The 13122-nt window shown below is 50.4% G+C and carries 13 protein-coding genes; 6 read left to right on the top strand and 7 right to left on the bottom strand.

Annotated features, from left to right (window positions below):
* A partial coding sequence (locus JX312_RS03140) for a peptide chain release factor 3 (RefSeq protein WP_204457047.1) occupies positions 1-1426 on the top strand: 1426 nt, incomplete at its 5' end.
* A gap of 163 nt (positions 1427-1589) precedes the next feature.
* On the opposite strand, the gene JX312_RS03145 is transcribed toward JX312_RS03140, so the two are convergent.
* A complete protein-coding gene (locus JX312_RS03145) occupies positions 1590-2342 on the bottom strand; it encodes a nitroreductase family protein (protein WP_128707785.1) in 753 nt (250 codons plus the stop codon).
* 460 nt (positions 2343-2802) lie between these two features.
* Between JX312_RS03145 and JX312_RS03150 the strand changes: the two genes are divergently transcribed.
* The 4 genes from JX312_RS03150 to JX312_RS03165 all read left to right on the top strand — a co-directional run bounded on the left by JX312_RS03150 (position 2803) and on the right by JX312_RS03165 (position 5959).
* Positions 2803-3810: a glycosyltransferase family 2 protein gene (locus tag JX312_RS03150; RefSeq protein ID WP_204457048.1), complete on the top strand. Its 1008-nt coding sequence runs from the start codon at positions 2803-2805 to the stop codon at positions 3808-3810.
* Positions 3807-4748: a glycosyltransferase family A protein gene (locus tag JX312_RS03155; protein ID WP_124029610.1), complete on the top strand. Its 942-nt coding sequence runs from the start codon at positions 3807-3809 to the stop codon at positions 4746-4748. The genes JX312_RS03150 and JX312_RS03155 overlap by 4 nt, the downstream gene beginning before the upstream one ends.
* A 38-nt stretch (positions 4749-4786) precedes the next feature.
* Positions 4787-5356, top strand: a complete 570-nt coding sequence (locus JX312_RS03160; RefSeq protein WP_204457049.1) for a phosphoribosyltransferase — start codon at positions 4787-4789, stop codon at positions 5354-5356.
* Positions 5357-5383: 27 nt separating this feature from the next.
* Positions 5384-5959 (top strand): HAD family hydrolase, encoded by a 576-nt coding sequence (locus tag JX312_RS03165; protein WP_124029608.1) that lies wholly within the window; start codon positions 5384-5386, stop codon positions 5957-5959.
* Between the two features lie 7 nt (positions 5960-5966).
* On the opposite strand, the gene JX312_RS03170 is transcribed toward JX312_RS03165, so the two are convergent.
* Both JX312_RS03170 and JX312_RS03175 read right to left on the bottom strand, forming a co-directional pair.
* The gene (locus JX312_RS03170) at positions 5967-7304 is read right to left on the bottom strand and encodes an NAD(P)-dependent oxidoreductase (RefSeq protein ID WP_172469589.1); all 1338 of its coding nucleotides are present in this window, start codon (positions 7302-7304) and stop codon (positions 5967-5969) included.
* An 8-nt stretch (positions 7305-7312) separates the two neighbouring features.
* Positions 7313-8335 (bottom strand): sugar kinase, encoded by a 1023-nt coding sequence (locus JX312_RS03175; RefSeq protein WP_124029647.1) that lies wholly within the window; start codon positions 8333-8335, stop codon positions 7313-7315.
* A gap of 317 nt (positions 8336-8652) precedes the next feature.
* On the opposite strand from JX312_RS03175, the gene JX312_RS03180 reads away from it, so the two are divergent.
* Entirely contained in the window at positions 8653-9636 is a 984-nt protein-coding gene (locus tag JX312_RS03180) for an alpha/beta hydrolase (RefSeq protein ID WP_204457050.1), read from the top strand.
* Between the two features lie 79 nt (positions 9637-9715).
* On the opposite strand, the gene rplT is transcribed toward JX312_RS03180, so the two are convergent.
* The 4 genes from rplT to thrS all read right to left on the bottom strand — a co-directional run bounded on the left by rplT (position 9716) and on the right by thrS (position 13121).
* On the bottom strand, positions 9716-10063 hold the full coding sequence (rplT, locus tag JX312_RS03185; RefSeq protein WP_123405431.1) for a 50S ribosomal protein L20: 348 nt from the start codon (positions 10061-10063) through the stop codon (positions 9716-9718).
* A gap of 105 nt (positions 10064-10168) precedes the next feature.
* On the bottom strand, positions 10169-10366 hold the full coding sequence (gene rpmI / locus JX312_RS03190) for a 50S ribosomal protein L35 (RefSeq protein ID WP_123405429.1): 198 nt from the start codon (positions 10364-10366) through the stop codon (positions 10169-10171).
* Positions 10367-10466: 100 nt separating this feature from the next.
* Positions 10467-11117: a translation initiation factor IF-3 gene (gene infC / locus JX312_RS03195; protein ID WP_123405529.1), complete on the bottom strand. Its 651-nt coding sequence runs from the start codon at positions 11115-11117 to the stop codon at positions 10467-10469.
* 69 nt (positions 11118-11186) lie between these two features.
* A complete protein-coding gene (gene thrS, locus JX312_RS03200; RefSeq protein ID WP_239653786.1) occupies positions 11187-13121 on the bottom strand; it encodes a threonine--tRNA ligase in 1935 nt (644 codons plus the stop codon).
* Position 13122 lies beyond the last annotated feature (1 nt).

A 13122-nucleotide genomic window follows, 5' to 3' on the forward strand; every position in this document is an offset into this window, starting at 1 on the left:
AGCCACCTCCGACTGGATGGAAATCGAGAAGCAGAGAGGCATCTCGGTTGCGACCTCGGTCATGGGCTTCAATTATGGCGACTACAAGATAAACATCCTCGACACTCCGGGTCACCAGGACTTCGCGGAAGATACTTTCCGCACTCTGACCGCCGTAGACTCGGTCATAATTGTGGTCGATGTGGCAAAGGGCGTGGAGACCCAGACACGAAGACTGATGGAGGTATGCCGCATGAGAAAAACCCCTGTCATCATTTTCGTAAACAAGCTTGACCGCGAGGGACGTGACCCCTTCGATATTCTTGATGAGCTGGAGAAGGAGCTGCAGATTTCCGTGCGACCACTCTCGTGGCCGATCAACATAGGTGCCAAATTCAAAGGTGTCTACAATCTCTATGAACATGGACTCGACCTCTTCACCCCTTCGAAACAGACCATCAGCGAGCGCATCGAGATCGACAATGTCAACTCTCCGGAAGTAGACAGACTTGTCGGACAGCAGGATGCCGACAAACTCCGCGAAGATCTTGAACTTATAGAGGGTGTGTATCCCGACTTCGATCCCGAGGAATATCTTCGTGGAGATGTCGCGCCGGTATTCTTCGGATCCGCGCTCAACACATTCGGCGTCAAGGAACTTCTTGACTGTTTCGTAAAAATCGCACCGGCTCCGAGACCTATCATGGCACAGGAAAGGGAGATAAGACCGCAGGAAGAGGGATTCTCAGGTTTCGTTTTCAAGATTCACGCCAACATGGATCCAAACCACAGGTCGTGTATCGCGTTTGTGAAAATATGCTCGGGAAAATTCGAACGCAATGTCAATTACCGCCATGTGCGCTCCGAAAAGATGATGCGGTTCGCCGCTCCCACTGCTTTCATGGCTCAGAAGAAAAATATCGTTGACGAGGCATATCCTGGCGACATAGTCGGCATACCCGACACCGGCAATTTCAAGATCGGAGACACTCTGACTTCCGGTGAAATCCTACATTTCAAGGGATTGCCGAGTTTCTCACCGGAGATGTTCAAATATATCGAGAATGCCGACCCGATGAAATCCAAGCAGCTCGACAAAGGTATAAACCAGCTGATGGATGAAGGTGTGGCACAGATGTTCACCAATCAGTTCAACGGAAGAAAAATCATAGGCACAGTAGGTCAGCTTCAGTTCGAAGTGATCCAGTACCGTCTTCTTCACGAATATGGCGCGCAATGCCGCTGGGAGCCCATAAGCCTCTACAAGGCATGCTGGGTAGAGAGCGATGATCCGCAGGCTCTCGAAGCCTTCAAGAAAAGAAAGCATCAGTTCATGGCTACCGACAAGGACGGTCGTGACGTATTCCTTGCCGACAGCAACTATGTGCTGCAGATGGCGCAGTCGGATTTCCCCAAGATCCGCTTCCACTTCAGTTCTGAATTCTAAAATGAAAAACGGAGTAAGCCCGCAGGCCTGCTCCGTTTTTGTCGCTAAGCATTGTTTTATTATTTTCGGCAACGTCTGCGACAATTACCTATAATTAAGACAATCTTCAGCGCATTTGGTTTAACCGTTAAGGTTTTTTAAGAATTAAAACAGGGGTGACACATTATTTTTTCACATCGTAGCCCTGATCCTTCAGATAGTCAAGAATGCGGTATTCCATCGCATGGTCATAATAATTGATGATGTGGGCGACCCAGTCATTGTCGGTAGTGCCGCCGGCGCGGGTACGGTTGTAATGTTTCACCACTTCGTCATAAGCCTCCATCTCGTCAACCATCCTGTCGTTGTCCTGACGGTAATGGTTCTTGTGGATCATCAGCGGCTTCGGCTGCTTCGGCTTCAGATCGGGCTGCTCGCGGGGCACACCGATTGCAAGACCGCAGACCACAAACACTCCCTTCGGAAGTTTGAGGAGCTCGGCGATCTTAGCAGGGTCGGCAGTACGAAGATAACCGATGCAGTTAGAACCGAGACCTGCAGACTGAGCGGCGACAACCGCGCTCATCATGGCAAGCGACGCATCAATTATACCTATCGTCACACCATCCATCGTATCGGTGAATTTCGGCATATCCAGCCCCTTCTTCCCGGCAAGAAGCGTAATTTTGTTATAATCCGAACAGAATATCAGCAGCCGGTTGCATGTCTTGAGCTGTTTCTGACCGGTTATAGCATATAACTCCTCTTTCAGCGTCTGGTCGGAAATGTCGATAACCGAGAATTGCTGACCGTTGTAGGATGTGGGAGTATTGCGGATCGCATCGAAGATAAACTCCATTGTCTCCTCTGCGATCGCCTCTCTCTCGTATCTGCGCACACTCGTGCGCTCCAAAAGCGTTTCCTTTACGTCTTTCATAACTTATGTATATGTTTGCTTGTCATATTGTCCATAAACACCGGCTGTTCATAAAACCGCCGGAAAAACAAAGAGCCGGTGAGCGGAACGCTCATCGGCTCTTTTAAGGTCCACATCAAAGGAATGTGACGAAACTCCGAACGACAGGTTTTGAGGTCTTGCCAATCTTTGTAATCCGCCTGCGATCGAAATCAACGCCTTGCGGCGTGGGGCCCGCCATCGACAGACAAGAGTGTCTCGGTATTTCTATAAAATTTGATGAGTTTCCCAATTAGCTTTGATGTGGTATAACTTCACCGGCTTCTGAATCTTCGTTACCTCGCTGTCATCTGAGGTGTGTATCAAATTCAGCAGTCCGAAGCTCTCTTGCTTTTGTTTTATAACGCAAAGATAATGCACGCGGTTCAATTTTGCAATACCCCGATGCCTTTTTAACAAAAAAAATACGTATATTTGCAATATGAAGAAGATCAGCTTTGTTATCCCATGCCATAACGAGGAAGCGAATCTGCCGAAGCTGTACGATGAACTTGACAGGTTTACCCGTGCCTCTTATCAGGTCTCTGTAAAGGAAACCGGGACTGAGACCGGGACAACACATCCTGTCGATATGAATGTCTACGACTTCGAATTTCTGTTTGTCAACGATGGCAGCGGCGACGGCACTCTCGCGATTATGCGGGAATTAAGAAAAAAAGATTCCAGAGTATCCGTGGTCAATCTTTCAAGGAATTTCGGAAAGGAAAACGCCATGCTGGCGGGCATGGACTATGCATCGGGCGATGCATTGGTCATAATGGACGCGGATCTTCAGGATCCCATAGAAGTTGTGCCGGAAATGATTTACTGGTGGGAGAAGGGATACGATGACGTGTATGGCAAACGCGCAAGCCGCGGGCAGGAAAGCGCCATGAGAAAAATACTCTCGCTCTCTTTCTATAATATGCTTAAGAAAATGAGCGACATCGACATTCTTCCCAACGTAGGCGATTTCCGGCTTCTCGACCGCAGGGCGGTCAGGGCATTGACCGGACTGCGAGAGACACAGAGATATATGAAGGGCCTCTACTGCTGGGTGGGTTTCGAAAAAAAAGAGGTGGTATTTGATCGTGGAGACCGCGAAAACGGCAAGTCAAGCTACAAACTCGCCAAACTGGTGAACCTTGCAATCGAAGGCATTACCAGCTACACCACCACACCGCTGAGAATATCCACAGTTGCCGGAATCNTCGTGTCGCTGATGGCTTTCGGATACCTTGTGTATATGTTTGTGAAGACTCTGCTCTGGGGAGAGGTGGTGACCGGTTTCCCGACTCTTATATGCGTGATCCTCTTTTTAGGCGGCATGCAGCTGCTTGCATTGGGAATTATCGGGGAATATATCGGCAGGATTTTCAACGAAACCAAAAGAAGACCCCCTTATATAATCGAAAGTTTTAACGAAGAAAGAAACTCTCTGACACAATGAACAACAATTCCACCGACAAGGGGCTGACAGTCGTGATTCCGGTAAGGAACAGGGAAAATCTTGTAATCAGATGTCTTGACAGCGTCAAAAGACAGACTCTGCGCCCTCTGAATGTGATAGTTGTCGACAACGGTTCGACCGACGGCACATGGAAAGCCGTTGAAGGCTGGATCGCCAGGAATGCCGAGCCGGAATTTGCCATATCCCTCATATCAGAACCCAAGCCCGGTGCGTCAAGAGCCAGAAACCGGGGACTGTCGGAGACCGACACGGAACACGTGATGTTTTTTGACTCCGATGATGAAATGGACCCTACTCTCGCAGAAGGGATAATGACCGCGTTCAGAGACAGCAGAGTGGATCTGGTGCATTGGAACGCCAGAATCATCAATCCTGACGGTTCGGTTAAAAAACGCAAGTTCTCCAACGCAAATTACTGGCGTTATCAGATATATCATGCATTGTTTAGCACCCAATGTTTTGCGGTAAAGACATCTTTTTTAAGAGATATCGGCGGTTGGGATGATTCCCTGTACGCATGGAACGACTGGGAACTTGGAATCCGAATGCTCCTCGGCAATCCGGCGATGATAGCCATTGACAAGGCTCTTGTCACCATACATCCTCAGAAGGTGTCGATAACCGGCGAGAACTTCCATTCGAAAGCCGGAGAATGGGAACGTGCAATCGACCGCGCGGAGGAGAATGTGGTCAAAGCCGTGCGAAACGACAGCGGATGGCTCGCAGACATGATAAACTACCGCAGGGCGATTCTTGCAGCCCACTACAAACGCGAGGGGCACCAGGAACTTGCGGAACCGCTTCTTGCCAAGGCTCTCTCCCACCCGAGCCTTTCCTTCAGTCAAAGACACCTCCTTAAACTGCTTTACCGCTACACCTCTATCGGAGGAAGAGGGGCATACATCCTGTGGAAATAAACGTATGCTTTCAAAACAGAAATTTGTTAAACCGGAATATGAAAGTATTGACAGCCGACAGTCATGAATTTGCAAGACTTTGCCTTAAACTGAAAGAAATGGTGAAGTCTTCGGGTTATGAATACGACATTCTTGTCGGCATAGCGAGAGGCGGGGTCTATGTCGCTGACAATTTCGGGTCGGACACGGTGTTTTCCATAAAAACGCAGAGGGCAGGCACTTCCGTCAAGACACACGCGCTGTCCCGGATATTACGCCGTCTTCCGGCATTCGTCAATATAGCGTTGCGCTGTGCGGAATCAAAAGTGCTTGCAATCAAAGACCGGATTCTCAAGCCCGCTCCGGTGCAAGTCAGTGTCTGCGACGAACTGATAGCCATGCTCCTGCAGGGGGGACACAAGGTGCTTGTAGTGGATGACGCGACAGACAGCGGCTGCTCACTCCTCAGTGTGCTGAACGCAATCGAAGAGTACGGAAGCAATGAAATCAGGTCCGCTGTCATAACCGTCACACNGAAACACACCGCGATAATCCCGGATTACGCGCTTTTCCGCAATTCCACTCTTGTCAGGTTTCCATGGTCGGCAGANATGAAACCCGGTTTGTAATCCTATAATTTAGAGCTTGTTTTGTATATGGTGATTGTAGACCTTGACGGAACACTGGTCGAATGCAATTCTTTCACAGAGTTTGTAAAGTTTGTATTCAGAAGACACCCCGAGGTGCGACTTTTCCTTATCATGACCGTAATGCGGCGTAAACTACGCCTTATCAGCCATCACGAGGCAAAGGAGAGAATCATATCCCGCACAAGCGGATTGGTCACAGAGAAAGATCTTGATGACTTTACCTCCTTTCTGCACAGCAGGATAAACCGGAGAGTGCTCGACATAGTAAGATCCGGCAGCCGCGCCATTCTTGCCAGTGCCGCACCGGAGCTGTACGCCTGCCCCTTCGCCGCGAAAGCCGGCATATCGGTGATTTCGGCAAGCAGACCGCACGAGGCGGAAAACCGCGGGGAACGGAAGCTTGCGGATGTGATCAGACAAGGTGCCGTATTCGACAGAAACACTGTAGTGATAACTGATCATCATGATGACCTCCCTTTGTTGAAGGCAAACAAGGAAGGATTGAACTATATAGTAAAACCTTCCCGCAAAAGTCTTGGGATTCTTCTGCGGGAAGGTATAAGGTTCACCCTTCTGGATTGACCGGGTTCTATTGTATGGAAGATGCCTCCCCCTCTTTCGGGGATATTGCCGCGAGGAGTCTGACGGCGGAGACATACTGTTCGATCGCCTCGGCAACACGCTTGGCGTCGCGCATGGCATGAACCACCGTAGCCGGCTGTGCCGACACATCTCCCCCGGCAAACACTCCTACACGTGTTGTCATGCCGTATGGCATATCGCGGGTAAGCACATACCCTTTGCCGTCGACATCTATACCCTTTGTGGTTGACACGATTCTCGCGGCGGGGGCATTTCCCACCGCGCCTATGAGATGGTCTGCCGGATACTCCTTCCTTTCCCCTTCAGTCTCGATTATGAGAGTTCTCAGTCTGTTTCCCTCCCCGCCGTTCACTTTGACGACATTGGAATTCCACATAAACCTGACCCCCTCCTTGACGGCATCCTCATATTCCGAACGAAGGGCACGCATCTCGTTGAGAGTCTTGCGGTACACGACAGTCACCTCCTTGCTGCCGAGGCGCAACGCCGTGCGCGCGGCATCCATGGCGGTGTTTCCGCCACCGATGACATAAGTTATGTCTCCGTCTCCCACCATTACCTCCTTGCGGTCTATATGCCCGGAATTGTAAAGCTGGACACGACGCAGAAAACGCAATGCCTGCTTCACTCCGGGATGATTCATGCCTTCGATAGGAAGTTTTTTAGGCAGACCGGCACCTGTGCCTATGAAAATCGCATCGAATCCTTTCGCGAAAAGGTCATCGATGGTCATGTCCTCACCGATTGTGACTCCAAGATGGAATTTCACGCCAAGAGCGGAAATCTTCGCTATTTCATGACGCACGACCTCCTTAGGCAACCGATACTCCGGAATGCCGTAAAGAAGTACGCCTCCCGCTTCACGCTCCATCTCGAAAATCTCGACATTGAAACCCTTGCGGGCAAGATCGCCGGCGATCGTCAGACCCGCCGGACCGCTGCCTATGACTGCCACCTGACCCTTGGTCTTTTCCGGTATCATATCATGGTCAAGACCTGCGGCACTGTCAAAATCTGCTACAAATCTTTCCAGTTTGCCGATGTTTATGTGTTTGCCTGACTTCGCGAGAGCGCAATTACCCTCGCATTGCCGCTCGTGCGCACAGACACGCCCGCAGACAGCAGGAAGATTGCTGCGGCTGCGTATAATCTCTATGGCGTTGCCGAAATTTCCTTTCGCGAGCTGAGATATCCAGTCGGGAATATCATTGCCTATCGGGCAACCCTTCTTGCACCCGGGAACCTTGCACCCGAGACACCGCTGCGCCTCTCTTATAGCCTCAGGCAGAGTGTAATTCTGCGAAACCTCTTTGAACTGCTCCATACCTCTGCTTAACGTTGCACTCTGCCATTGGCGGAACCTCCTGCCAATGCCTCCACTTCTTCCACACTCGCAAGGTTGAAATCACCGTTGATTGTCTGCTTGAGAGCGGAGGCGGCGACTGCGAACTCCAGTGCCTCGCCTTGTGTGGCTTTGTTCAGAAGTCCGTAGATAAGTCCGCCGGAGAAGGAATCGCCGCCGCCTACACGGTCTATGATAGGATTGATGTCGTAACGCTTGGATTCATAAAACTCTTTCCCGTCATAAATCATGGCTTTCCAGCCGTTATGTGTGGCGGAGAAAGACTCTCTCAGTGTGGAAGCCACATAGCGGAAACCGAATTCCCTTGCCATTGCCTCGAAGATTCCTTTGTATCCTTCGGCTCCGGTGTCTCCCGCCTCTACATCGGCGTCGGGTTTGAAGCCGAGACATAATTCGGCATCCTCTTCATTGCCGATGCAGACATCGACATATTGCATAAGCGGGCGCATGATGCTCTGTGCCTTCTCTTTTGTCCAAAGCTTCTTACGGAAATTAAGGTCTACAGACACGGTGACTCCGTGTCGTTTGGCAGCCTCACATGCAAGACGCGTGAGTTCGGCAGCCTTGTCGGAGATGGCGGGGGTGATGCCGCTCCAATGAAACCAGGTGGCGTCTTTCATTATTTCATCGAAATCGAAATCCGAAGCATCGGCATCCGCAATCGAAGAATGCGCACGGTCATAAATGACCTTAGACGGACGCATCGAAGCCCCGGTCTCGCAATAATATATACCCACACGGTCTCCGCCGCGTGCGATATAACGCGTGTCGACACCGTAACGGCGCAGCGCGTTCACCGCAGCCTGTCCGATCTCGTGTGTCGGTAGTTTACTTACAAAACATGCGTTGAGCCCGTAATTTGCGCAGCTTACAGCGACATTCGCCTCGCCGCCGCCCCATATGGCATCAAAGCTGTCTACCTGTACAAACCTTTTATTACCTTCCGGCGAAAGCCTGAGCATAATCTCGCCGAGTGTCACGATCTTTGCCATGTCTTTTATTCTTTTACTGATTATAATACGTTTTACAATGCCGATCCTACCAATTCTCAATAATCTCTCTTCCCCTTCATGAGGGGAGCCGCTCTCCTTTCCAGGATTCCCTCGATTACGGAAACCGGCTGTAAACCTGATCATTGATTTGTGATTCACGGTCAACCTGCGGTTCCACTTCCGCAAAAGCTATGTTTGTAATTTATCGCAAAGATAACTAATTTAGTGCAAAGAATACATAAAATATTGTAAATTTGCGGACTCGCACGTGCTGCGCACCTGCATTTATACACATCTATGACACGAACAGATACACAATGAATATATTACTTTTTTCTCTGATGGCATGTCTGCACACAATCGTACCGGACAACGACAGCATAATGCAAAGCGAAGCCGCTGCCTTCATCAGTTCCCTTCCTGCCGGTATGCAGAAAAGACAGGAGACTGCGGTGAGAAAGGCGGTCGGCGGTGATTCGTCTTCGCTCGACAGCGTGAGGAGCTCAAGAAACTCCGCATTCAATCCTCCGGAAGACGTGAGCTGCATTGACATAGACGGCAGATATCGCCTCTACAGACCTGCCGGCGGGACGGCAGAACCGTTGCCTCTTCTGATATACCTCCACGGTGGCGGATGGTGTTTCGGCAGTGTCAACAGCTGCGCCGCCTTCTGCTCCGAACTCATAAGAGAAGCGGGAATCGCGGTTCTCGCCGCGGAATACCCTCTCGCTCCCGAATACCCTTTCCCCCATGCGCTGCAGTTCTGCTCGGAAGCACTGCGATGGGCGCATCAGAACGCCGTAAAATTCGGATTCGACGGAAAACGGATCTCCATGGGGGGCGACAGCGCAGGAGGCAATCTCGCGCTGTGCGCGGCTCTTGGAAATGACTCATATCCATTGAAATCGCTTGTTCTGTTTTATCCTGTCGTCAAGGCGTGGAATGACAATTCCGTTTCATGGAACCGGTATGGAGAGGGTTATGGACTTGACAGCGGCATAATGGAGGCATTCAACGATGCCTACATAGCCGGAGGAGACAGCAAGAACCCGCTGGTATCACCATTCTGCGCCGTTTCCGAAAGACTCGCCGCTCTTCCCGAGATACTCATGATAAACGCCGACCACGACATTCTGCGCGACCAGGGGGAGGAGATGAGCCGTAAACTTTCGGAATCAGGCGTGAAAGTGACGCGCCATGTATTGCCGGGAACAACCCATCTTTTCATAACGGTTCCGGGGCAACCGTCGGCATTCCGCCGCTCCGTCACACTGACATCGGAGTTTCTTACAGAAAAATGAAAATAAAAAGGATTTCACGTTTTGAACGTGAAATCCTTTTTATTTAAAGACCTTCAAGGTCTTATCTGTCAGACAGTCATCAACCTTTGACTTTCTCTACGATTGCTTTGAAAGCTGCGGGGTTGTTCATTGCGAGTTCGGCGAGAACCTTGCGGTTGATCTCGATACCCGCCTTATGGATAAGACCCATGAGCATGGAATATGAAAGACCCTCCTGACGTGCGGCAGCATTGATACGCTGAATCCAGAGTGCGCGGAAATCGCGTTTTTTCTGTTTGCGGTCGCGATAAGCATAGGTCAGACCTTTCTCCCAAGTGTTTTTAGCTACGGTCCACACATTGCGGCGGCTGCCGTAATAACCACGGGTGAGTTTAAGGATTTTCTTTCTTTTTGCTCGTGAGGCAACGTGATTTACTGATCTTGGCATCTTTTTTTGATTTTTTGAACGTCAGCGGCAATCTATCAATATGCACTTGCGGAGCTGGACGTTCGGTTAATAAAAATTGATAAAAGTAAAATTGGGAAATGAGGATTAACGGAGAGAAAGGAGCTCGCGAACCTGCTTGAGGTTGGCATCCTGCACGAGTGCGGTGTGATCGAGGTTTCTCTTACGTTTTTTGCTTTTCTTTGTCAGGATGTGGCTGTGAAAAGCATGTTTCCTCTTGATTTTCCCTGTGCCGGTGAGCGCGAAACGTTTTTTCGCAGCGGCATTGGTCTTTACTTTAGGCATTGTTTTGAAAATTTAGTTGTTTAAAAATTCACCTCGGCACTGAGTGCCTACGGTCTCTATTTATCTTTACCGTATTATAAACGGCGTTTCTCTCTTTTTATTATTCGGCACCTTCTTCAGCTGCTGATTCGCGCGCCTCGGGTTTCTTTCCCTCTTTCTTGGAATCATCCTTCTTTGCAGGAGCCTTGAGCGGCGTAAGCATGATGGTCATGCGTTTTCCTTCGAGCACCGGCATCATCTCCACCTTGCCGTATTCCTCAAGGTCATTGGCAAAACGGAGAAGCAACACCTCTCCCTGCTCTTTGAAAAGAATGGAACGACCACGGAAAAACACATATGCCTTCACTTTCGATCCTTCTTTGAGGAAGCCCACAGCGTGTTTAAGCTTGAAGTTGTAGTCATGGTCGTCTGTCTGCGGACCGAAACGAATTTCCTTCACTACAACCTTGGCTGCCTTGGCTTTCTGCTCTTTCTGACGCTTCTTCTGCTGATAGAGGAATTTCTGATAGTCAAGGATACGGCATACAGGCGGCTCCGCATTGGGGGAAATCTCGATAAGGTCGAGTTCAAGCTCTTCGGCGATGCGACGCGCTTTCTCGATCGGATAGACACCCTGCTCAACGTTGTCGCCGACAAGGCGGACTTCGCGGGCACGGATATATTCGTTTATCACATAGGGGTCACGACTGTTTCGTTCATTGCCCCTGCGGGGACGCTGTCCGGGACGCGGCTTGGGTCCGGCGGGACTCATGGGGCGGCGCGGACCGCTGAATTGTGGTTTTTTCTCCATTTATTATGTTTATGCCTTGTAGCTTTTTCCTTATTTGTTTGTCATCTTTGCCACCTCGGCGTTGATTTCGTCTGCAAAGTTAATGATTTTCATCGTACCTTTGTCACCTTCGCCCTGTTTTCTTACGGAAACTTCTTCATTCTCGGCTTCTTTTTCACCGACAATGAGGAGATAAGGTATTTTCTTAAGCTCATTGTCGCGGATTTTCTTGCCGATTTTCTCGTTTCTGTCATCAACTATGGCACGCACGTCATGCTTGTCAAGCTCCCTGACGACATGAGCTGCATATTCGTTGAATTTCTCACTGATGGGAAGCACGACACACTGCTCCGGGATGAGCCACAGCGGAAGCTTGCCCGCGGTGTGCTCAAGAAGCACGGCGACAAAGCGCTCCATCGAACCGAACGGCGCACGGTGAATCATGACCGGACGATGCTTCTGATTGTCAGAACCGGTATATTCAAGCTCGAAGCGTTCGGGCAGGTTATAGTCGACCTGGATTGTTCCAAGCTGCCAGCGGCGGCCTATCGCATCCTTCACCATAAAGTCGAGCTTCGGACCGTAGAATGCAGCCTCGCCTTCAACCTGACGTGCATTGAGACCTTTCTCGGCGCAAGCCTCGATAATGGCGTTCTCCGCAAGATGCCAGTTTTCATCCGAACCGATATATTTCTCTTTGTTCTTAGGGTCACGGAGTGAGATCTGAACCTCGAAATCCTTGAAATCAAGAGCCCTGAATATATAAAGAATTATATCCATCACTTTCAGGAACTCACCTTTGATCTGTTCCGGAGCGCAGAAAAGATGGGCGTCGTCCTGAGTGAAGCCGCGAACCCTGGTCAGACCGTGAAGTTCGCCGCTCTGCTCGTAGCGGTAGACCGTTCCGAACTCGGCAAAACGCAACGGGAGATCACGGTAGCTGCGGGGTGCGGCTTTGTAAATCTCGCAATGATGCGGACAGTTCATGGGCTTGAGCATGTATTCCTCACCCTCCTGCGGGGTTTTGATGGGCTGGAAGGAGTCCTTGCCGTATTTTGCCCAGTGACCGGAAGTGACATACAGCTGCTTGTTGCCGATATGGGGAGTTATCACCTGAAGATAACCGTATTCTTTCTGTATCTTGCGGAGGAACTGCTCAAGACGGTCGCGGAGCGCCGCGCCTTTGGGCAGCCACAACGGAAGGCCCTGACCTACGGTAGAGGAGAATGCGAAAAGCTCCATCTCCTTTCCGAGTTTGCGATGGTCTCGTTTCTTCGCTTCCTCAAGGAGTGCCAGATACTCGTCGAGCATCTTTTTCTTCGGGAAGGTGATGCCGTAGACACGCACAAGCTGATCTCTCTTCTCATCGCCACGCCAGTAGGCGCCGGCGAGAGAAAGAATCTTCACTGCCTTGATCGCTGATGTCGAGGGAAGATGCGGACCGCGGCAGAGGTCGGTAAACGCGCCCTGAGTGTAAGTGGTGATATGACCGTCTTCAAGTTCGCTTATAAGCTCGCACTTGTAGGTCTCGCCTCTGTCACCGAACATGCGGAGTGCATCCTCCTTGGCAATATCTCTGCGGACGATATCCTCTTTCCTGGCTACGAGTTCCATCATCTTCTTCTCGATTTTCGGAAAATCATCGGAAGTAATCTTATGCTCGCCGGGAGCGATATCGTAATAGAACCCGTTTTCGATTGCGGGACCGATACCGAATTTCACTCCGGGATAAAGCTCCTGAAGTGCCTCGGCAAGAAGATGGGCTGACGAATGCCAGAATGCATGCTTGCCCTCGGGCGAGTCCCATTTGAAAAGCTCGATGGAGGCGTCGCCGTCTATAGGACGGGAAATATCCCACTCCTCTCCGTTTACCTTTGCCGCGAGTACATCGGCTGCGAAACGGGGACTGATACTTTCAGCCACCCCGAAAGGTGTTATTCCCTGCTCGAACTCTCTGACGCTGCCGTCAGGGAAAGTTATATTGATC

This window comes from Barnesiella sp. CU968 (assembly GCF_905219685.1).
Classification (GTDB): domain Bacteria; phylum Bacteroidota; class Bacteroidia; order Bacteroidales; family Muribaculaceae; genus Lepagella; species Lepagella muris_A.

What these genes read in the sequence shown, in the direction of transcription:
- JX312_RS03145 (WP_128707785.1), bottom strand. Translation starts at nt 2,342, where the DNA reads ATGAAAGACGTAAAGGAAACGCTTTTGGAGCGCACGAGTGTGCGCAGA.
- JX312_RS03155 (WP_124029610.1), top strand. Translation starts at nt 3,807, where the DNA reads ATGAACAACAATTCCACCGACAAGGGGCTGACAGTCGTGATTCCGGTA.
- JX312_RS03165 (WP_124029608.1), top strand. Translation starts at nt 5,384, where the DNA reads ATGGTGATTGTAGACCTTGACGGAACACTGGTCGAATGCAATTCTTTC.
- JX312_RS03170 (WP_172469589.1), bottom strand. Translation starts at nt 7,304, where the DNA reads ATGGAGCAGTTCAAAGAGGTTTCGCAGAATTACACTCTGCCTGAGGCT.
- JX312_RS03175 (WP_124029647.1), bottom strand. Translation starts at nt 8,335, where the DNA reads ATGGCAAAGATCGTGACACTCGGCGAGATTATGCTCAGGCTTTCGCCG.
- JX312_RS03180 (WP_204457050.1), top strand. Translation starts at nt 8,653, where the DNA reads ATGAATATATTACTTTTTTCTCTGATGGCATGTCTGCACACAATCGTA.
- rplT (WP_123405431.1), bottom strand. Translation starts at nt 10,063, where the DNA reads ATGCCAAGATCAGTAAATCACGTTGCCTCACGAGCAAAAAGAAAGAAA.
- rpmI (WP_123405429.1), bottom strand. Translation starts at nt 10,366, where the DNA reads ATGCCTAAAGTAAAGACCAATGCCGCTGCGAAAAAACGTTTCGCGCTC.
- infC (WP_123405529.1), bottom strand. Translation starts at nt 11,117, where the DNA reads ATGAGTCCCGCCGGACCCAAGCCGCGTCCCGGACAGCGTCCCCGCAGG.